Annotated in this window: 19 protein-coding genes, 8 tRNA genes and 1 riboswitch; of the genes, 2 read left to right on the forward strand and 25 right to left on the reverse strand. The window is 40.9% G+C overall.

The genetic code is table 11. The features are described 5' to 3' along the window. Positions 1-29 precede the first annotated feature (29 nt). The 4 genes from pcrB to JN080_RS14975 form a co-directional block, all read right to left on the reverse strand. Positions 30-725 (reverse strand): heptaprenylglyceryl phosphate synthase, encoded by a 696-nt coding sequence (gene pcrB, locus JN080_RS14960; RefSeq protein ID WP_256236812.1) that lies wholly within the window; start codon positions 723-725, stop codon positions 30-32. A 258-nt stretch (positions 726-983) separates the two neighbouring features. Next, positions 984-1,301: a YerC/YecD family TrpR-related protein gene (locus JN080_RS14965; RefSeq protein ID WP_256236813.1), complete on the reverse strand. Its 318-nt coding sequence runs from the start codon at positions 1,299-1,301 to the stop codon at positions 984-986. A 19-nt stretch (positions 1,302-1,320) separates the two neighbouring features. Next, positions 1,321-2,370 (reverse strand): DUF3048 domain-containing protein, encoded by a 1,050-nt coding sequence (locus tag JN080_RS14970; protein WP_256236814.1) that lies wholly within the window; start codon positions 2,368-2,370, stop codon positions 1,321-1,323. Between the two features lie 74 nt (positions 2,371-2,444). Further along, complete coding sequence (locus JN080_RS14975) at positions 2,445-4,187, reverse strand: adenine deaminase C-terminal domain-containing protein (protein ID WP_256236815.1); 1,743 nt, start codon at positions 4,185-4,187, stop codon at positions 2,445-2,447. Positions 4,188-4,440: 253 nt separating this feature from the next. On the opposite strand from JN080_RS14975, the gene JN080_RS14980 reads away from it, so the two are divergent. Both JN080_RS14980 and JN080_RS29860 read left to right on the forward strand, forming a co-directional pair. Further along, complete coding sequence (locus JN080_RS14980) at positions 4,441-4,737, forward strand: YgaP family membrane protein (protein ID WP_256236816.1); 297 nt, start codon at positions 4,441-4,443, stop codon at positions 4,735-4,737. 94 nt (positions 4,738-4,831) lie between these two features. Further along, a complete protein-coding gene (locus tag JN080_RS29860) occupies positions 4,832-5,014 on the forward strand; it encodes an EYxxD motif small membrane protein (RefSeq protein ID WP_375141662.1) in 183 nt (60 codons plus the stop codon). Here JN080_RS29860 and purD read toward each other — a convergent pair. From purD to JN080_RS15085, 21 genes are all read right to left on the reverse strand, one after another. Next, entirely contained in the window at positions 4,992-6,263 is a 1,272-nt protein-coding gene (gene purD / locus JN080_RS14985; RefSeq protein ID WP_256236817.1) for a phosphoribosylamine--glycine ligase, read from the reverse strand. The genes JN080_RS29860 and purD overlap by 23 nt on opposite strands. Positions 6,264-6,279: 16 nt before the next feature. Continuing rightward, positions 6,280-7,821, reverse strand: a complete 1,542-nt coding sequence (purH, locus tag JN080_RS14990; protein ID WP_256236818.1) for a bifunctional phosphoribosylaminoimidazolecarboxamide formyltransferase/IMP cyclohydrolase — start codon at positions 7,819-7,821, stop codon at positions 6,280-6,282. Continuing rightward, positions 7,796-8,398 carry a phosphoribosylglycinamide formyltransferase gene (purN, locus tag JN080_RS14995; protein ID WP_256236819.1) on the reverse strand — a complete coding sequence of 201 codons (603 nt, stop codon included), beginning with the start codon at positions 8,396-8,398 and terminating at the stop codon, positions 7,796-7,798. The genes purH and purN overlap by 26 nt, the downstream gene beginning before the upstream one ends. Before the next feature lie 18 nt (positions 8,399-8,416). Next, on the reverse strand, positions 8,417-9,442 hold the full coding sequence (gene purM, locus JN080_RS15000) for a phosphoribosylformylglycinamidine cyclo-ligase (RefSeq protein WP_256236820.1): 1,026 nt from the start codon (positions 9,440-9,442) through the stop codon (positions 8,417-8,419). Between the two features lie 117 nt (positions 9,443-9,559). Continuing rightward, positions 9,560-10,972, reverse strand: a complete 1,413-nt coding sequence (gene purF / locus JN080_RS15005) for an amidophosphoribosyltransferase (protein ID WP_256236821.1) — start codon at positions 10,970-10,972, stop codon at positions 9,560-9,562. Further along, positions 10,948-13,179 carry a phosphoribosylformylglycinamidine synthase subunit PurL gene (purL, locus tag JN080_RS15010; protein WP_256236822.1) on the reverse strand — a complete coding sequence of 744 codons (2,232 nt, stop codon included), beginning with the start codon at positions 13,177-13,179 and terminating at the stop codon, positions 10,948-10,950. Before purL ends, purF begins: the two co-directional genes overlap by 25 nt. Next, positions 13,163-13,846 (reverse strand): phosphoribosylformylglycinamidine synthase subunit PurQ, encoded by a 684-nt coding sequence (purQ, locus tag JN080_RS15015; RefSeq protein ID WP_256236823.1) that lies wholly within the window; start codon positions 13,844-13,846, stop codon positions 13,163-13,165. The genes purL and purQ overlap by 17 nt, the downstream gene beginning before the upstream one ends. Further along, on the reverse strand, positions 13,843-14,097 hold the full coding sequence (purS, locus tag JN080_RS15020; protein ID WP_256236824.1) for a phosphoribosylformylglycinamidine synthase subunit PurS: 255 nt from the start codon (positions 14,095-14,097) through the stop codon (positions 13,843-13,845). The genes purQ and purS overlap by 4 nt, the downstream gene beginning before the upstream one ends. Further along, on the reverse strand, positions 14,090-14,803 hold the full coding sequence (purC, locus tag JN080_RS15025; RefSeq protein ID WP_256236825.1) for a phosphoribosylaminoimidazolesuccinocarboxamide synthase: 714 nt from the start codon (positions 14,801-14,803) through the stop codon (positions 14,090-14,092). Before purC ends, purS begins: the two co-directional genes overlap by 8 nt. A gap of 76 nt (positions 14,804-14,879) precedes the next feature. Beyond that, positions 14,880-16,178: an adenylosuccinate lyase gene (gene purB, locus JN080_RS15030; RefSeq protein ID WP_256236826.1), complete on the reverse strand. Its 1,299-nt coding sequence runs from the start codon at positions 16,176-16,178 to the stop codon at positions 14,880-14,882. Positions 16,179-16,210: 32 nt separating this feature from the next. Beyond that, positions 16,211-17,344, reverse strand: coding sequence for a 5-(carboxyamino)imidazole ribonucleotide synthase (gene purK, locus JN080_RS15035; RefSeq protein ID WP_256236827.1), 1,134 nt, complete (start codon positions 17,342-17,344; stop codon positions 16,211-16,213). Further along, the gene (gene purE, locus JN080_RS15040) at positions 17,331-17,795 is read right to left on the reverse strand and encodes a 5-(carboxyamino)imidazole ribonucleotide mutase (RefSeq protein WP_375141663.1); all 465 of its coding nucleotides are present in this window, start codon (positions 17,793-17,795) and stop codon (positions 17,331-17,333) included. The genes purK and purE overlap by 14 nt, the downstream gene beginning before the upstream one ends. Before the next feature lie 175 nt (positions 17,796-17,970). Then, positions 17,971-18,072: riboswitch (purine riboswitch) on the reverse strand. 85 nt (positions 18,073-18,157) lie between these two features. Further along, the gene (locus JN080_RS15045; protein WP_256236829.1) at positions 18,158-18,355 is read right to left on the reverse strand and encodes an NETI motif-containing protein; all 198 of its coding nucleotides are present in this window, start codon (positions 18,353-18,355) and stop codon (positions 18,158-18,160) included. A gap of 469 nt (positions 18,356-18,824) precedes the next feature. Then, positions 18,825-18,896, reverse strand: a tRNA-Asn gene (locus tag JN080_RS15050). An 11-nt stretch (positions 18,897-18,907) separates the two neighbouring features. Continuing rightward, a tRNA-Ile gene (locus tag JN080_RS15055) sits at positions 18,908-18,984 on the reverse strand. Positions 18,985-18,991: 7 nt separating this feature from the next. Next, a tRNA-Gly gene (locus tag JN080_RS15060) sits at positions 18,992-19,062 on the reverse strand. Between the two features lie 14 nt (positions 19,063-19,076). After that, positions 19,077-19,147, reverse strand: a tRNA-Cys gene (locus tag JN080_RS15065). 4 nt (positions 19,148-19,151) lie between these two features. Continuing rightward, a tRNA-Gln gene (locus tag JN080_RS15070) sits at positions 19,152-19,222 on the reverse strand. 16 nt (positions 19,223-19,238) lie between these two features. After that, positions 19,239-19,314, reverse strand: a tRNA-His gene (locus JN080_RS15075). Positions 19,315-19,326: 12 nt separating this feature from the next. Beyond that, positions 19,327-19,400: transfer RNA gene (locus JN080_RS15080), tRNA-Trp, on the reverse strand. A gap of 3 nt (positions 19,401-19,403) precedes the next feature. Continuing rightward, a tRNA-Tyr gene (locus JN080_RS15085) sits at positions 19,404-19,488 on the reverse strand. Positions 19,489-19,527 lie beyond the last annotated feature (39 nt).

Consider the following 19,527-nt stretch of genomic DNA (forward strand, 5'->3'; position numbering starts at 1 on the left):
ATAACTTACTTACACGATTTGAACAATGATTAACGATGGGCAGACTTGACTGCTTCGACTGTTTGCAATGCTTCGTTAAGATTTTCATAAACGGCATTGCCGACCACAATAACGTCCGCGGCCTTAGCCATTTCCCGTGCTTGCTGAAAATTCGCAATCCCGCCGCCATAAAACAAAATAGTATTTCTAAGAGTCTTTTTCACTTCAGAAACTAAACCTACGTCACCAAATATACCACTGTATTCTAGATAAAAAATGGGCAATCGAAACATTTTTTCAGCCATCATGGCGTACGCCTTGACGTCTTCCCCATCTAAATTGGCGTTTGCATTTGTCAGCTTGGCCGCTTTACAATCACCATTTAAAATACAATAGCCTTCCATCACGATCTCTTCCCAATTCATAATTCCGCCAAAATCCTTAACTGCCTGATGGTGAAGGCCAGTGATCCATTTAGGATCAGAGCTATTTAGGATCGTTGGTATAAAGTATAAGTCAAAACCTGGTGTCACGGTCTCCAAACTTGAAACTTCAAGCACACATGGAACGGTATAGCGCCGGATTCTTGCCATTATATCCAGGACATTTTCGAGCGTCACTCCATCAGTACCGCCAACAATAACTGCATCAGTGCCTGATTCGCAAATTTTTTCCAGATCCTGGTCTGATAGTTCTTTATTTGGGTCAAGCTTAAACACGTGGCGCCAATCTCGAAAATTGTACATCCTTTAAATCCTCCATTCACTATTCCATTACAACATTATAGCATTTGCTGATTCTTTCAAAAAGAAAACAAAGGTAGTAATTCAAGAAAAGATATCCATTCAAAAGCGGAAGCGCCCGTTTAGCGACATATGGACTGAAGCACACTAGTCGCTGGGCGCTGGAGCCAGACGTTCTTATGAACAATTTCCAATCCTCAATTAGGCTTAACAGAATTTCAGCAAAAAGAAAAACCGAAGATGGTGTTCACTTCGGCTTTTTTAGGATTCCTCTATTGGTGTCTCTTTGTTTTCCTTAATTCGTTCAAGAGCTAATTCATAAGCATCATTTCCATAATTCAAACAACGCTTCACACGTGAAATGGTCGCTGTACTTGCGCCCGTCTCTGTTTCTATTTTATGATATGTGTTTCCTTCACGCAGCATTCTTGCCACCTCAAGGCGTTGTGCCAATGATTGTATCTCATTAATTGTACATAAGTCATCGAAGAAACGATAACATTCTTCTAAATCCTTTAGCGAAAGAACTGATTTAAAAAGTTGATCCAGCTCTTTTCCTCTTAACTTTTCAATTTGCATCCATAATGCCCCTTTATGTTTATTTTACATTAAATGAAACGCTCTTTAGCAGGCCGGGGGTGGATGGGAGTATATTAACCCATGTCTTCCCCTGAACAAAAGGGACTTCCTTACCATTTTTAAACGGAACAATTCGATTGTTTACATTTTTCCATTCGATTTGGTTGACTATCCCCTTTTGAAGTAAATAGCCTTTTCCACCTGATTTTAAGTTGATATTGCGGTGACCTGCTGAATCAACGACCTTGTGGACCGCCTCAACGATGAAAATATTATCCAAAAGAATAGGTTCCTTAGTCTCTAAATCAACTGTTTGTTCCCCACCCGAAAACCGCTTATATCGACCAAGTTCGGAATCATATTGATACCTACAATCAAACATGTTGTAAGAGGAATAGGAGACTAGTGCGGATGTAGCTGCTTCACCAGTTAAACTTTTACTTTCTTCATCGGTTAGAAATGAAAAAGCTGGCGGCGATTGATCCATCGAATAATTTTTTAGTTTCGCTCCCTTTAACACATTTTCGAACGTAATATACGAATTGTGAGGAGCCTTACGGAAGCTCGCCCTTTTAAAAAGAGTTCCATCATAAACCATTCCATTTAAATTATCGATGTAGCCATCATCTATCATTTGCTTCGCTTCAGGACTATATCCATGTGCAATGTATAAAGCATTTAGCCCTTTTGCCAATTCAAGATAATAACCTCTTGCACTGCGGACAGGTCCAATATTTTCCGGCCTTTCACTTTGAAAAACAGCAAGAAAACGGGTTATATCCCCTTCAGCTAACAACTCATAAACAAGATCAGCTTTGTTCAAACCTGATTGTGGCCGTGCCTCCGGGTGATTATTAACCATGACAGCAACAGCCCTGCCATCTGTGTTTGTGTTAGAGCCTTTCCCGGTTAGTGGAAAAGTATACGGAAGTGTATCCTTCGATTCTACCTTCTTTTCCACATGACTGACCTTTTTTTCTTGTTTTACTTGCTCTTTACCTGCTTGTTTTTGGCTGCAGCCTGTAAGAATTAACAAGACGGCTACCGTTACAATTGCCCACTTTTTCATATCCTTAGCACATCCCTATCTTCCTCCGAACCAAGGTCTACATGTTAAAAAGTATTTATTTATACTTTTACATTTTAACGCATTATCGACGGAAAGAGTACTGTTTTGTTCATGACATCATACATTCCCTGAGGAGTAATCCGAATATACGGCAAATGTGTAGCAGAAAAGGACTGCAAGCTGTGAATGGGATCTAGAAATGAATAACCGCGTTTTTTTAATTCCTCATGTAAAATGTTCTCTTGAATCATTAATTCTTCTACAGGCAGATCTGACATTATTCCACTTAAAGGAAGCGGCAGTTCCGATACGATTTGACCATTTTCAGCCAAGACAATTCCACCGCCAAGTTCTTTCATTCGATTAAATGCACAAATGATATCATTTTTATTTTTTCCGATTAATATTATATCTCCTGTACTTGAAAAGGAGCTGGCCAACGCCGAAAGCTTATTTGCAAATCCCTTTAAAAGTGTATTGATGCGCCATTGTCCATTTCTATCAATTAGGACGAAGAAGGATTCATCATGGTCATAGGAAAGTTCATCTACTGATGCATCAATCGCAATTGAATATGGTTTGGTTATGACGGAACTCTCCATTTTGATACCAAATGGCATTGAAAACTGTAAATCATTATAGGTAAAATCCCAATCAAGCTGCATTGGCTTTAAGTTGTAATCCTCCCAATTCAATGGAGTAAAGGCTTTAAACTCTTGCCCATCACGTTTTATCCATTTTCCTTTTGCAAGGACAGAAACAGGTGTTGGATTGTTAATATCCGACAGAAAGTTTAGATTCGCAACTCTCCCTGTTGCAATACTCCCATGCAAATGTTCGATGTGATAATAGCGGGCTACATTAATCGTTCCCATATTATATGCATCAATTGGCGGGATATCTTTTTCAATCGCTATCTCAATCATCCGATTAATGATTCCTTGCTCATAAAAGCTCGGTGTTGATCCATCCATTGTGAACATTAGTTTATCGTAAGAGTTTATTTCTAACCGCTTAAAATCATCTAACAGTTTAGGCAGGTCGGGCCGAATTGAAGAATGGCGTAACGTAACCATGTATCCCTGCATTAACCGGTCATATACTTCTTCTCCTGTCGTCGATTCATGGTCACAATCCGCACCAAACAGCATCATTTTGGCTAGAGTTTTTTCAGATGCACCTGGGAAATGGCCTTCAATCTTTTTACGCATCCGCTTTGCTTCTTGAATCCAATGGAGCATCATATCATCGCCATCCAATAATTTTGGCCAGCCGGAAAGCTCTCCACCTTGTAATACAGCATCATGCTCCAACCATGATTTAACATTACTATGTGAAAAAATCTCTTCCTCATTGAGTATTTCTGATTGTGCATCAAAACGGCACCACCAAAACATGGCAGCAGGAATCAACCGGAGGTCCCGCAATAATGAAAACGCTTCCTTTTTGTTCAAGTGTAAAATAATCGCCATGTTGTCATTAATGAGTGTAGTTGTCCCCGTTTTTGATGCATATTCGGCAATGGAATGGGGATTATATAATTGAAATGGATGACTGTGTGGTTCAATATACCCTGGAACAATAATCTCATTTGTACAATCAATAACTTCGCAGTTCTCAACATGTTCAGGTAATTGATTCCCCACATAGACAATGCGGTCTTGGTATATCCAAATATTTCCCCGCATCCATTGGCGTAAAGCTTGGTTTAAATATAATCCATTTTTCAATAAAATGGTGGGAGAAGCTTTGCCTTCCAGTACCGATATATGTTCCCGTATTTGTCTGTTTTTCCAACGATAGCGCTGCTCGAGCATGTACATCCCCTCCATTTAGGATCATTCATCTATTTTCTTTTCTATTTTAGTTAAGGAAATGGTTTTATTTTATTAAAGTAACAATTTGTTGTTTATAACATTTGCGTTACATTCAATTATTACTGCAGTGTTATTTCTCACTCAAAAGAAAGCCCTTTCAAAAACTCATTATGTTAATACTATCACAATTATGTTTTTAGCGCATTAAAGAAGTTTGAACAAATTTCGAAACTTTGTGAAGGAGTGAACAAGTTTGAAAATAAAACCAAACATTGATATTGTGAATGCCTTAATTCGGATTACGGTGGGTTTAACGATTGTTTCATGGAGTACCGCAAAGCTGGTAAAGCGTCCTTGGCGAGATTCGTATTTAATCATGACGATGCTTGGAGCGATGAAAGTTGCAGAAGGAATTGTCCGTTTCTGTCCGTTAACTCTCCTTTATGAGAGATATATGCAAAATGAACAAAATCCAATTGATTCTAGTGCTACTGTTACTTCAAGGGATTCCATGGAAGGATTAAATGAAGACCAAATGATTAGACAATAAATAAAAAATCGTCAAAAAAAATTGCCATGTTTAAATATAAACATGAATAAAGCAAGGGTCAGACCCCTCGATCACATATATAGCAACAGATCGCATGGTCTTTCGCTATATATTGAGTAAGTACGAGAGGTCAGACCCTTTAATAGAAAGGAGTTCGTTTACTGTGTTCTATCAATATGCTTCGCATCTGTCATTTGTGCTAATCCTGCTAATTGGAAGTATTATTGCATTACTTCTCGTTTATATGAGGAAATCTAATAAGAGACGGGCCCGATAGCTTTATATCCAATATCTTTTCGGTAGAAAACGCCCTCGCATTTTAACTTTTCCAGTTCCCTGTAAACCTTTTTACTCGCATCCCCTAAACTGTCTGCTTTCGTACCAACAAGGAGAACCCGGCCTCCAGCCGTGACATATTCTCCTTGTTCATTTTTAACAGTTCCAGCATGAAAGGTAAATATATCCTCAGAAAAGTCATCTAATCCTCTAAGTACAGCACCTTTTTCGTAGTCTTCTGGATAGCCCTTTGAAGCCACAACTACACCGATCATGGCTTGCTTATCCCAACTAAGCTCAGGTGAACCACCTTCAAGGATCGCTAAGATAGTTTGTACTAGATCTGAAGCCAATCTTGGTAAAATGACCTGTGTTTCCGGGTCCCCAAGGCGGGCATTAAATTCAATTACCTTTGGTCCGTCAGTAGTTTTAATGAGTCCTGCATACAAAATCCCGCAGAAGCTTCTTCCTTCTTGAACCATGGCACTTGCAGCAGGCTTTAACACAGTTTCCACTGCAATTTGAACCGTATCATCACCAATATGAGGGACAGGTGAATAAGCTCCCATGCCCCCGGTATTTGGCCCTTGGTCTCCATCAAAGGCACGTTTATGGTCCTGAGCAATTTCAAGCGGAATGACGATTTCACCGTTAACAAACGCCATTAACGAAAATTCCTCACCACTTAAAAATTCCTCGATTACTACCTGGCTTGATGCATCTCCGAATTTTTTGCCAAGAAGCATTTCTTCAAGGCTTTTTAACGCTTCTTCTTTCGTCATTGCAACGGTGACGCCTTTTCCAGCAGCTAGACCATCTGCCTTAATGACAATCGGTGCGCCTTTTTCTTCAACGTATTTACTTGCTTCTTCAAATGAAGTAAAGACGGAGTATTCAGCGGTTGGAATCGCGTATTTTTTCATTAGTTCTTTGGCAAAAGATTTACTTCCTTCTATTTCAGCCGCAGCTTGGCTTGGGCCAAATACCTTCAAGCCCGCTTCGTTGAATTGATCAGCAAGACCTGCTAACAGGGGAATTTCCGGTCCGATAATTGTCAAACCAATTTGCTGTTCCTTTGCAAATTGGATAAGCTGGTCTGGGCAATTTTCCGCAATCGGAACTAGCTGGGCGACATCTGTCATCCCGTCATTACCAGGTGCAACAAATACTTTTTCAACGACCGTACTTTCGCTAACCTTTCTGCAAATGGCATGTTCTCTTCCGCCGTGTCCAATAACTAATACGTTCACCTACACCACTCCATCCTTAATGTTTAAAATGTCTTACTCCAGTAAATACCATTGCAATTCCGTATTCATCACATTTTTTGATTGAATCCTCATCTTTGATGGATCCGCCTGGTTGAATAATCGCTGTGATTCCTGCTTTAGCAGCTACTTCAACAGTATCGTCCATTGGGAAGAAAGCATCTGAAGCCAAGCCTGCACCCTTCGCTTTTTCGCCAGCTTGTTTAAGGGCGATTTCGGCTGATCCTACCCGGTTCATTTGTCCGGCACCGATACCAAGAGTCATATCTTTGCCAGCAACGACAATCGCATTTGATTTAACGTTTTTCACAACAGCCCAGCCAAGTTTTAATGATTCCCATTCTTCTTCTGTAGGACGGCGCTTTGTTGGATACGTGATTGTCGCATCATCTAATGTGTAGCGGTCTTGATCCTGTACTAATATTCCGCCTTCTACTGTCACCATTTTCATCTCTGGTTTGTCCTGCTGATCAAATGGGACGGTCAATAACCGAAGATTCTTTTTCTTATTAGTCAGAACTTCTAGTGCTTTAGGTGAGAACGAAGGAGCAATGACAATCTCCAAGAAGATTTCGTGAAGTTTCATTGCTGTTTCTTCGTCGACCTCACGATTAAACGCAACAATCCCACCAAAAATTGAAACAGGGTCTGCAGCGAATGCTTTTGTAAACGCATCAAACACTGTACTTCCGATTCCGACTCCACATGGATTCATATGTTTTACTGCAACTGCCGCTGGCTCTTTGAAATCCCTGACAATTTCCAATGCAGCATCTGCATCTTTAATATTATTAAATGACAGTTCTTTGCCATGGAGCTGTTCCGCACTTGCAATTGAGAATTTCGAGCCTAGTGGCTTTCGATAAAATGCTGCTTTTTGATGTGGGTTTTCACCATAACGAAGAGTTTGTTTTAACTCATATGTAACCGTCAATTTCTCAGGTGTTTCCTCTTGAGCTAAATTAGTCATATAATCTGCAATGATCGCGTCATATGCTGCTGTATGACGAAAGACTTTTGCAGCAAGCTTCCTTCTTGTTTCAAGAGTTGTTTCACCTTTGGCTTTAAATTCAGCAATGACTGTTTCATAATCAACTGGGTCAACAACAACCGTAACATATTGATGGTTTTTCGCAGAGGAGCGAAGCATTGATGGCCCGCCAATATCAATGTTTTCGATTGCATCAGCAACTGTTACATCTGGCTTTTCAATCGTTTGCTGAAATGGATAAAGGTTTACACATACAAGATGGATTGGCTGGATTTTATGTTCGTTCATTTGTTTAAGATGCTCTTCATCATCCTGTTTTCCCAGCAAGCCTCCATGAACCATTGGATGTAGAGTTTTCACACGGCCTTCCAAAATTTCTGGAAATCCTGTAACTTCACTTATCCCGATCACGGGTACACCATTTTCTTGAAGGGCTTTGCTTGTTCCCCCAGTAGAAACAATTTCAAAGCCAAGTCCAACTAATTCCTTTGCAAAATCAACAATACCTGTTTTATCTGAAACACTAATAAGTGCGCGCTTTTTGATCATTTTCTGTTCCTCCTTGAGTCATTAACGTTTGCAGCACAGCTGGATAAAGCATGTGTTCAATTGCATGGATCTTTGTTTGCAGGCTTTCAAGTGTATCATTTGCATCAATTGAAACAGATTTCTGAGCAATAATCGGCCCTGTGTCCATTCCTTCGTCCACATAATGTACCGTTACACCGCTTTCCTTTACACCGGCGCGAAGCGCTTGACCGATGGCATCCTTTCCAGGAAAAGCGGGAAGCAGGGATGGATGAATATTTACAATTCGACCCTCATATCCACTCAGCAATGTTGGACCAAGTATGCGCATATAACCAGCTAACACCACAAAATCAACGTCCCGGTTTGTTAATTCCAAGATTATTTCCTTTTCATATGCTTCCTTGCTGCTGTATTGTTTAGCTTGAAAAACAAAGCTTGGAATGCCGAGTTTTTTTGCCCGCTCGACCACAAAGGCATCTTGGTGATCGCAAACAAGCAAAGTCACATGTGCATCAAGCTTCCCCGCTTGAATGGCATCGATAATCGCTTGAAAATTGCTTCCACTTCCAGAGGCAAAAACGGCGATATTTTTCATTTTTACACCCCGTAACCGTTAATTGATTTCAATTCCTTGTGTATCTGTAACTGCTCCGATTTCATAGGCTGGCTCACCTAATTGTTTAAAATGTTCAAGCAGTCCCGGAGCTTCTTCCTTACTCACTGCGATGACCATACCGATCCCCATATTAAAAACATTATACATTTCTTTGGTTTCTATCTTTCCAAGCGTAGAAATCAGTTTAAATACTGGAGGAACTGGCCAGCTGTTTTCATTTACTTTTACCCCTACTCCTTCTGGTAACATCCGTGGAATGTTTTCAATAAATCCACCGCCGGTAATGTGGGCAAGTCCCTTAAGAGTAAACTTTTCAAGTGCTGATAAAATAGGCTTTACATATATTTTCGTTGGGCGCAGCAATTCCTCTCCCAGCGTACAGCCAAGTTCGTCTACATGTTTCGTTAACGACCATTTCGCATCAGTTAAAAATACTTTTCTGACAAGGGAATAGCCATTGCTGTGAATGCCACTTGAAGCAAGTCCAATCAGTACATCTCCAGACTGAATCGTTTCTCCCGTAATCAGCTTTGATTTTTCTGCTGCTCCAACCGAAAATCCGGCAAGATCATATTCATTTTGATCATACAAACCGGGCATCTCAGCTGTTTCACCGCCGATTAATGCACAACCTGCTTGTTCACAGCCGGTTGCCACTCCCTTAACGATTGCTTCGATTTTTTCTGGATCCGCTGCACCGCAAGCAATATAATCAAGAAAATAAAGCGGCTCGGCCCCTTGGACGACGATGTCGTTAACACACATTGCAACAGCATCGATCCCAATCGTATCATGACGATCCATCATAAAAGCGATCATCAGTTTAGTGCCTACACCATCCGTTCCAGATACCAAAACCGGTTCCTTTAAATTTAAAACGGAAAGATCGAACATGCCTCCAAATCCGCCTAACCCGCCTAACACACCTGCTCTTACCGTTTTTTGAACATGCTTTTTCATCCTTGTTACAGCTTCATATCCAGCCTCAATATTTACACCGGCTTCTCGATACGCATTTGACATTGGCATGACACCTCCTTAGTATAATTTCAGATTTTTAATCTTTGAATTTTTATAACGATCCAGCTGCAACGCCCATCGACTAGTGTACGTCGATAAAGGGCGATTCAGCTTTTAGGTTTATTTTTGGTAATAATATTGTAATGTATCAGGATAAATTTCTGTCGGATATTTTCCAGTAAAGCATCCAAGGCAAAAGCCTGATGTTTCACCATCATCAAGTTTTCCAATTGATTCCGTCAAGCCTTCTAAGGAAATGAAGGTTAGTGAATCAGCTTCAATGATTTCTCTGATTTTTTCAATAGACTTATCAGAGGCAATTAATTCTTCCTTCGATGATGTATCAATGCCATAGAAGCATGGATTTTTAATTGGAGGAGAGCTAATCACTACATGAACCTCTAGGGCGCCTGCATCCTTAAGCATTCTAACAATCCGTCTGCTGGTTGTTCCGCGAACAATCGAATCATCAACCATGATAACCCGTTTTCCTTCCACGACACCACGAACAGGCGATAGTTTCATTTTTACGCCCTGCTCCCTTAATGACTGTGATGGCTGAATAAACGTTCTACCAACATAGCGGTTTTTGATTAAACCCATTTCATAAGGAATACCTGCTGCCTCTGCATAGCCAATGGCAGCTGAAATACTTGAATCTGGAACACCTGTAACCACATCAGCTTCAATTGGTGCTTCCGCTGCCAAACGCTTCCCTAGTCTTTTTCTGGCCGAATGGACATTGATTCCTAGGATATTACTATCCGGTCTTGAAAAATAAATATATTCCATTGCACACATAGATCTCTTCGTATTTACAGCAAATCGTTCTGATGTCATTCCTTCATCATTTATGATTAATAACTCACCCGGCATAACGTCACGAATAAACTCCGCACCGACTACATCAAGTGCACATGTTTCCGATGCGACGACAAAGGCATCACCAAGACATCCTAATGATAGTGGTCTTAGCCCCTGCGGATCAAGTGCAACCATCATTTCTGTTTCCGTCATGATCAGATAAGCATATGCTCCTTTTAACATGGTCAGAGCATTTTTTGCTTGATCTTTTACTGCTTGATAGCCGCTCCGTTTCATTAGATGGGCTAAAACCTCTGTATCTGAGCTGGTTTGAAAAATACTTCCTTGTGCTTCAAGCTGATGCTTGAGTGAATTAACATTTACAAGATTACCATTATGAGCAAGAGCCAGGCTCCCATTTTGGGAGTGAAACAGCAATGGCTGAACATTTTCATAACCGCCTCCGCCAGCTGTTGCATACCGAACATGACCAATCGCAGCATTTCCTGTTAATCCTTTAATTACATCCTGAGAAAATACTTCGGTAACAAGTCCTTCGCCTTTTGCCCCTTTTAGCTTTTTGCCATCTGAGACAACAATGCCTGTACCTTCCTGTCCACGGTGCTGAAGACTATGCAGCGCATAATAGGTAATCCTCGCTGCATCTTCATGACCCCAAACCCCAAAAACACCACATTCTTCATTTAATCCTTTGATTTCAGCAGGCATGGAATCGCCCCTTTCCAGGCATCTTTTAATTCAGCAACGGATGCTTCTAAAATCGTTGCATCTGCGGATAAAATTTGCAATGATTTCGAAAGTGTAACTTCACCAATAAGGGTGGCGTCTACAAGCTTTTCAAATTCACTTTGGTTTTCTTTTTTTACTGTAAGGATGAAGCGGGATTGCGTTTCACTAAATAAAGCTGATACCGGATTTCCGGAAATAGTTACAATTGCACCTAGATTTTCATTTTCCGAACTAAAAAGACACTCTGACAGAGCAACAGCCAGACCTCCCTCAGAGAGATCATGTGCGGATTCAACAAGATTGGCACGAATGGCCTTTAGAACTTGATCCTGTCTTTCCTTCTCAACCTCAATCTTTAATTCAGGTGCTTTACCGAAAATCTTGCCATTTACGATCTTTTGCAATTCACTGCCGCCAAACTCGTCCTTTGTATCACCAATAAGATAAATTAAATCTCTGGCATTTTTAAACGACTGAGTCGTAATATCATCAATATCTTTTATCAAACCAACCATACCCACAACTGGGGTCGGATAGATTGCTGTACCGCTAGTTTCATTATATAGGGATACGTTGCCGCCAATAACCGGTGTATTTAATACCCGGCAGGCTTCACTCATACCATCAGCCGCCTTTTCAATTTGCCAGAACACTTCAGGCTTTTCCGGGTTTCCAAAGTTGAGGTTATCCGTAATCGCTAATGGCTCTGCACCAGAACAAACGATATTGCGCGCTGCTTCAGCAACGGCAATTTTTCCGCCGACTTCAGGATCCAAGTAGGCGTAGCGGGAATTACAATCTGTTGTCATCGCTAATGCTTTACGAGTACCGCGAATTCTAAGAACGGCTGCATCAGACCCTGGAGATACGACTGTGTTGGTACGTACCATATAATCATATTGATCATACACCCATTCTTTGCTGGCAATCGTAGGCTGACTTAATAATTTAATAAGCGTTTCTTTATTATCATCCACTTGTGGAATATTATTTTCCATTGCTTGGAATTCTTGATAATAAGCTGGTTCTGTTGATGGCATTTGATAAACAGGTGCATCTGCTACTAATGCATCAACCGGCACATCTGTAACCAATTCCCCTTTATGATATAAACGCAGCATTTTATCGTCTGTAACCGTTCCGATCGAGACAGCTTCTAAGCCATACTTAGCAAACAGATCGACAATTTCCTGCTCGCGTCCTTTTTTCACAACGATCAACATACGTTCTTGGGATTCAGACAGCATCATTTCATAAGGAGTCATTTCAGTTTCCCGCTGTGGAACAAGGTCAAGGTTCATTTCAAGTCCCATGCCCGCCTTGCTGGCCATTTCTGATGATGAGCTGATTAAACCAGCTGCACCCATATCTTGAATACCAACAAGAGAGTCATAATGGACAAGTTCTAAGCATGCTTCAAGCAGCAGCTTTTCCATGAACGGGTCGCCCACTTGAACAGCAGAACGTTTTTCATCAGATTGCTCTGATAATTCTTCAGAAGCAAAAGTCGCACCATGGATTCCATCACGACCGGTTTTCGCCCCAACATACATAACCGTATTGCCTGCTCCATGAGCCTGCCCTTTTTGAATATCTTTATGATTAATTAGTCCTACACACATGGCGTTGACTAACGGGTTTCCTTCATAAGATGGGTCGAATTGGATTTCGCCGCCAACTGTTGGAATGCCGATGCAGTTTCCATAACCTGCAATTCCAGCAACGATCTCTTTAAATAAAAATTGAACTCTTGCGGAATCCAATTCACCAAAACGAAGCGAATCCAGCATCGCAATCGGTCTTGCACCCATTGAAAAAACATCACGGATAATTCCGCCTACACCAGTTGCTGCTCCTTGATACGGTTCAATCGCAGAAGGGTGATTATGGCTTTCAATTTTAAAAACAACAGCTTGTTCATCGCCAATATCAACAATCCCAGCTCCTTCTCCAGGGCCTTGGAGAACCCGTTCACCCGTTGTCGGGAATCTTTTAAGGACTGGCTTTGACGTTTTGTAGCAGCAGTGTTCAGACCACATTACAGCGAAAAGACCTGTTTCTGTATAATTTGGTGTACGTCCTAAAATGCCTTCAATTCTTGCAAACTCGTCATTGGATAAACCCATTTGCTTGTATACTTTTTCTGCTTTTATCTGTTGTGGACTAGGTTCAAGCTTTGATAACATTTGATTCCCTCCAATGCTTTACAATCGATTGAAACATTTTCAATCCATCCGATCCGCCTAAAAGGTCATCAACCGCTCTTTCAGGATGTGGCATCATCCCGAGGACGTTCCCTTTTTCATTGACAATACCAGCAATGTTCGCCAGACTTCCGTTCGGATTATTTTCATAAGTAAACACAATTTGTTTATTTGCTTTTAATTGTTCCAATGTTTTCTCATCACAATAGTAATTTCCTTCGCCGTGGGCAATCGGAATGGTGATGACTTCGCCTTCATTATATTCACCTGTAAACATTGTTTGGCTATTTTCGACCTTTAATTCAACTGGCCTACAAATAAATGAAAGACTTTCATTCCGTTTCATCGCTCCTGGCAGTAGTCCAGCTTCAAGGAGGATTTGAAATCCATTGCATACACCTAGAATTGGTTTACCGGCTTCAGCAGCTTTAACCACTTCTGTCATTACATTGCTAAAGCGTGCAATCGCACCTGTACGCAAGTAATCGCCGTATGAAAATCCGCCTGGCAGCAAGATCCCATCAAATTCTGCCAGAGTTTCTGAGTCATGCCATACATATTCGACTTGTTCACCAAGTTCATCCTTAATTGCGTGATACATATCAATGTCGCAGTTGGAGCCTGGAAAGACGATTACCGCAAACTTCACTGGGTAACTACCTCCTCTACTTCATACCGATAGTCTTCAATGACTGGGTTTGCTAAGAGCTTGCTGCAAACATCATTTATGACTTCATCAAGGTCACGGTCGGACTTTTCAACAGTGAGCTCCATATATTTACCGATTCTAACATCAGCGATTTCTTTGTAATTTAGAGAGTTTAATGAATGTTTTACAGCTGTTCCTTGTGGGTCTAGCACACTTTCCTTTAACGTGACATACACCTTCACTTTAAACATTCTGTGTTCCTCCTAATCTTGCGAGAATTTTTTCATAGGCATCTGTCAGGCTGCCTAAATCACGGCGGAATACATCCTTATCAAGCTTTTCATTTGTCTCTTTATCCCAGAGTCTGCAAGTATCAGGAGATATTTCATCTGCGAGTAAGATCGTTCCTGCTTGGTCTTTACCAAACTCTAATTTAAAATCAATCAAGCGAATGCCAAGTTCATCAAAAAAGCTCGATAAAACGGCATCTACTTGTAGAGCTTTTTCTTGGAGAACAGCAATTTCTTCAAGTGACGCAAGGCCTAGTTCGAGAATATGGTCAGTTGTTACAATAGGGTCTCCCAGTTCATCATCTTTATAATAAAACTCTACGATCGGTTTCGTTAATGGTCTTCCTTCTTCGATTCCCAACCTTTTTGAAAAACTACCGGCTGCAACATTACGAACGACTGTTTCAAGAGGAATAATATTTACTTTTTTAACAAGCTGTTCTGTTTCAGAGATCTGCTCGATAAAGTGAGAATCAATTCCCTGCTCCTTCAGCTTCACAAATATCAAGCTTGTAATTTGATTATTTAAACGGCCTTTGCCTTCAATCTCAGCCTTTTTTACTCCATTAAAAGCAGTAGCAGAATTCTTGTACTCAACCAATACTACATTTTCATCGTCCGTGCTATAGATTTTTTTTGCCTTTCCTTCATATAAAAGTTCTTTCATGGGAAATGCCTCCTAGTTTTTCAAAATTGGGAATCTTGATATTATATCGAGTAAGGGGGAGTGACTCCCCCCCCTTTTATTCTCCTAAACCTACGCGATCAAAAATGGTATCAACATTTTTCAAATGATAGTGGTAGTCAAAGCAGTCGGCAATTTCTTCAGGAGAAAGCAAGGATGTGATTTTAGCTTCCGCTTCGATTAAACTGCGGAATGGAACCTGCTTTTCCCATGCCTCCATTGCTTTTGGCTGTACAGTATCATAAGACTCTTCACGAGAGAGACCTTTATTAATAAGAGCAAGTAAAACGCGCTGTGAATAAATCAAACCAAGCGTACGGTCCATGTTACGTTTCATATTTTCTGGATAAACCGTTAAGTTCTTAATAATATTTCCAAAACGGTTAAGCATATAATTCAAGCCGATCGTGGCATCTGGTAAGATAATCCGTTCAGCAGATGAATGGGAAATATCGCGTTCATGCCACAATGACACATTTTCATAAGAAGTCAGCATGTAGCCGCGGATCACCCTTGCCATTCCCGTCATGTTTTCTGATCCGATTGGATTTCGTTTATGTGGCATTGCTGATGAACCCTTTTGTCCTTTTGCAAAAAATTCTTCAACTTCCCGAGTTTCACTTTTTTGCAAACCACGAACCTCAGTAGCAAATTTCTCGATCGATGTAGCGATAAGTGCTAATGTTGCCATGTAATGTGCATGGCGGTCACGTTGTAAAGTTTGAGTTGAAATTGGTGCAGGTTGAATCCCAAGCTTTTCACAAACATACTTTTCAACAAATGGATCGATATTCGCATATGTGCCAACTGCTCCGGAAATCTTTCCAAACTCGATTCCCTTTGCTGCTTGCTTGAAGCGCTCAAGGTTCCGTTTCATTTCTTCATACCACAGAGCAAGCTTTAGTCCAAAGGTAGTAGGCTCAGCATGAACGCCGTGTGTCCGGCCCATCATAACCGTATATTTATGTTCCTTTGCTTTGTTCTTCAAAATTTCAATGAAATTTTCGATGTCTTTTAAAAGAATTTGATTCGCTTGCTTTAAAAGATAAGAAAGAGCAGTGTCTACAACATCTGTTGAAGTTAATCCGTAATGAACCCATTTGCGTTCTTCACCAAGTGATTCCGAAACGGCTCTTGTAAATGCTACAACATCATGTCTTGTTTCCAATTCAATTTCTTTAATGCGATCAACATTGAAGGTTGCTTTTTCACGAATTTTCTCTACGTCTTCCTTTGGAATTACTCCCAGTACAGACCAAGCCTCGTCAGCCAGAATTTCTACCTCCAGCCAAGCCTTAAAGCGGTTTTCTTCCGTCCAAATGGCACCCATCTCCGGGCGGGTATAACGATCGATCATAATTTTGCCTCCAAACTTTTTTCTTCTTTAAATTAGCTTTCCCAAATACTGCTGTTTTTTGCTTCTTCAATGGCAGTTTCAACAGACTCTCTAAGAATGGTAACGTGCCCCATCTTTCTTTTTGGCTTCGGATCTCTTTTTCCGTAAAAATGAATTTTCCAGTCCTTGATCTCAGGCATTTTTTCCAATACTTTAGCTTGGTGTTCTCCTAATATATTAACCATTACCGCTGGCTTTACTAGATCAGTACGTGCAAGCGGCAAGTTACAAACGGCTCTGACATGCTGTTCAAATTGCGAGGTTTCACAGGCCTCAATCGTATAATGGCCCGAATTATGCGGCCTTGGCGCAAGCTCATTTATGTAAATTTCATCGTTATCGGTCAGAAACATCTCCACTGCAAGTGTCCCGACAAGTTGAAATTCTTGAGCAAGCTTTTTGGCATAGCGAATAGCTTTATCATATGCATTTTCACTGATTCTTGCCGGTACAATGGTCTGATGCAAAATGTTGTTAATATGGATATTTTCAGCAACTGGAAATACAGCTATTTCACCGTTTACGTTTCCAGTTAGGATAACTGATATTTCTTTCTTAAAGGGAACCCACTTTTCAAGGACACATTGACCAAAATTAATGAGATCTGACGCGTTTTCAATATCTTGTTTTTCTTTTATGACTAGCTGGCCTTTTCCATCATAGCCGCCTCGTGAAGTCTTTAATACAGTTGGGTATCCAAGCTTTTCCACATTGTCATAAATATCCTTTAACGAGTTAATGACTGCAAACGGGGCAACTTCCACTCCAGCGTTTTGGATTGCATTTTTTTCCTTAATTCGATCTTGGGATATTTCAAGCAATTCCGTTCCCTGTGGTACGTAGGTATTTTCACAAAGCCACTCAAGTGCAGCTGAATCAATGTTTTCAAATTCATACGTTATGACGTCACTTACTTCTGCTAATTTCTTAATGGCTTCTAGATCGTCATAGGCGCCAACAATCTTTTTATCGGAGACTTGGCCGCATGGAGAATCTGGCTCTGGATCAAGAACAGCTATTCTATATCCCATTGCTTTCGCAGCAATTGCCATCATTCTTCCTAATTGTCCTCCGCCGATAATTCCAATTGTTTGCCCTGGTAGAATAATTTGTTTAGACAAGTTCATCACTGCTTTCTATCGCGGCATTTTTCGCTGTCTCTCGTCGTATTTCAATCTTTTTCGCAAGTTCTGCGTCATTAATCGACAAAATCTGGGCTGCAAGTAATCCAGCATTGGTTGCTCCTGACTTTCCGATCGCAACAGTGGCTACCGGAACTCCGCCTGGCATTTGGACAATTGATAAAAGGGAGTCAAGACCATTTAAGGCCTTCGATTGAACTGGAACACCGATAACAGGCAATGTTGTTTTCGCCGCTACCATACCCGGTAGATGTGCTGCCCCGCCGGCCCCAGCAATGATGACTTTGATTCCTCTTTGTCTTGCTGCTTCGGCATATTCAAACATTAGGTCCGGTGTTCGATGAGCTGAGACTACCTTTTTTTCATATGGAATCTCTAACTCCTCTAGGACTTCACAGGCATGCTTCATCGTTTCCCAGTCTGATTTACTGCCCATAATGACTGCAACTTTTATTTCCACGCATCTATCCCCCCGAAATTTTTTCAAAATAAAAAGCCCTAATACAGTTACTTCTCCATTTTTTTTGGTGAGAGAAAGCAGTCTGTCCGGGCTTAAAAAATGGCACAGCAAAGTACCATGAAATGATAGATGTAAATGCCTACCATTTCTGACATTATCCACTTCCCCTCATAGTCCAACTATTTACGGTGATTGGGTAGAAACTTACGGGCCATATTCCCATTATTATACGAGGGTTAATTATTTATTAAATTATCGCAAATTCATTTTAACAATTTACATTACGAATGGTCAACAAAAACGAACAATATTTTTCTGTTAATATTTAACGTTCGTATTTAATCGATTTCCTTTGCTTCAAAAATAATTTTTCTGCCTACCGGCTCATAGGTCGTTTGACTTCCGTTTATTACTTCTTGAAAAATCGGCTTCTCAATCCGGCGTATTGGTGAAAACCCCAGCTTCTTCATTCGATCCATGCAATCACCAATCGATTCATTTTCCTGAACCTCAAATTCCATTCGTCCTTTGCCCATATACTGTCCTTCTTTCTACGCAATTTCGTATGTTTATTATAAATATAGTTTGTCATGTTTTTCTTATCTAATTTATGCATATAATTTCCGCTGACATCATCTGTCATTGCAAACGCTTCATTGTATCCATTGAAGGGCGAATGGGTACAATGAACGGATATTCGCTGCGTTCGGATCCTTTTATCAAGATGTCAAAACTCATTTTCCACTTTAAATACGAACATTTGAAGGGACAACAATCTACACAGTTTCCTAATTTTACCGTTTTTCTTTGTTAACCCGCTATCGTAACTTTGCTCTGCGTTTTGGTGGGTGAAGAGCACGATTCACCTTTTCGCAACCTTAATAATACCAATCTTGCCCACCATATCAACACATTTTTCGAAGGGTTGCTCAAATTCCAAATGACGACAAAAAAAGGTCGAAACAATTTAGTTTCGACCTCAAAAGTTTAACTTGAAAAAGTAGACTCCGCAGGTAGGACTCGAACCTACGACCGATCGGTTAACAGCCGATAGCTCTACCACTGAGCTACTGCGGAAAATTGATTTATGGTGGGCCTAAATGGACTCGAACCATCGACCTCACGCTTATCAGGCGTGCGCTCTAACCAGCTGAGCTATAGGCCCAAACGAGAGCGGGTGATGGGAATCGAACCCACGACATCAGCTTGGAAGGCTGGAGTTTTACCATTAAACTACACCCGCATTTCTAAATTTAAAGGCAGCACCCGGATTCGAACCGGGGATAAAGGTTTTGCAGACCTCTGCCTTACCACTTGGCTATGCCGCCATAACTAGGCTAGTTGGGATCGAACCAACGATGAAGGAGTCAGAGTCCTTTGCCTTACCACTTGGCTATAGCCCAATAATGAATATTTAAATGGGGCGGCTGGTGGGAATCGAACCCACGCGTGTCGGAACCACAATCCGATGCGTTAACCACTTCGCCACAACCGCCATTATTGTTATTGGCAGGGGTAGCAGGAATTGAACCCACACCAAAGGTTTTGGAGACCTTCGTTCTACCTTTAAACTATACCCCTAAATGGTGGAGGGGGACGGATTCGAACCGCCGAACCCTGAGGGAGCGGATTTACAGTCCGCCGCGTTTAGCCACTTCGCTACCCCTCCACTTTTTGCAAGAGAAACTATAGTACTGTTTATTAGTGG

Source organism: Bacillus sp. EB600 (assembly GCF_024494385.1).
In the GTDB taxonomy this organism is placed as follows: domain Bacteria; phylum Bacillota; class Bacilli; order Bacillales; family Cytobacillaceae; genus JAEVLT01.

Bases quoted from the DNA above. Each gene is read 5' to 3' on its own strand.
- purC (WP_256236825.1), bottom strand. From the start codon at position 14,803: ATGAAAGAACTTTTATATGAAGGAAAGGCAAAAAAAATCTATAGCACG.
- purN (WP_256236819.1), bottom strand. From the start codon at position 8,398: ATGAAAAATATCGCCGTTTTTGCCTCTGGAAGTGGAAGCAATTTTCAA.
- purM (WP_256236820.1), bottom strand. From the start codon at position 9,442: ATGTCAAATGCGTATCGAGAAGCCGGTGTAAATATTGAGGCTGGATAT.
- purL (WP_256236822.1), bottom strand. From the start codon at position 13,179: ATGTTATCAAAGCTTGAACCTAGTCCACAACAGATAAAAGCAGAAAAA.
- purS (WP_256236824.1), bottom strand. From the start codon at position 14,097: ATGTTTAAAGTGAAGGTGTATGTCACGTTAAAGGAAAGTGTGCTAGAC.
- purE (WP_375141663.1), bottom strand. From the start codon at position 17,795: ATGGGCAGTAAATCAGACTGGGAAACGATGAAGCATGCCTGTGAAGTC.
- JN080_RS29860 (WP_375141662.1), top strand. From the start codon at position 4,832: ATGGTCTTTCGCTATATATTGAGTAAGTACGAGAGGTCAGACCCTTTA.
- JN080_RS14970 (WP_256236814.1), bottom strand. From the start codon at position 2,370: ATGAAAAAGTGGGCAATTGTAACGGTAGCCGTCTTGTTAATTCTTACA.
- JN080_RS14965 (WP_256236813.1), bottom strand. From the start codon at position 1,301: ATGCAAATTGAAAAGTTAAGAGGAAAAGAGCTGGATCAACTTTTTAAA.
- JN080_RS14975 (WP_256236815.1), bottom strand. From the start codon at position 4,187: ATGCTCGAGCAGCGCTATCGTTGGAAAAACAGACAAATACGGGAACAT.
- purF (WP_256236821.1), bottom strand. From the start codon at position 10,972: ATGCCTGCTGAAATCAAAGGATTAAATGAAGAATGTGGTGTTTTTGGG.
- purB (WP_256236826.1), bottom strand. From the start codon at position 16,178: ATGATCGATCGTTATACCCGCCCGGAGATGGGTGCCATTTGGACGGAA.
- purH (WP_256236818.1), bottom strand. From the start codon at position 7,821: ATGATCAAAAAGCGCGCACTTATTAGTGTTTCAGATAAAACAGGTATT.
- purK (WP_256236827.1), bottom strand. From the start codon at position 17,344: ATGAACTTGTCTAAACAAATTATTCTACCAGGGCAAACAATTGGAATT.
- JN080_RS15045 (WP_256236829.1), bottom strand. From the start codon at position 18,355: ATGGGCAAAGGACGAATGGAATTTGAGGTTCAGGAAAATGAATCGATT.
- pcrB (WP_256236812.1), bottom strand. From the start codon at position 725: ATGTACAATTTTCGAGATTGGCGCCACGTGTTTAAGCTTGACCCAAAT.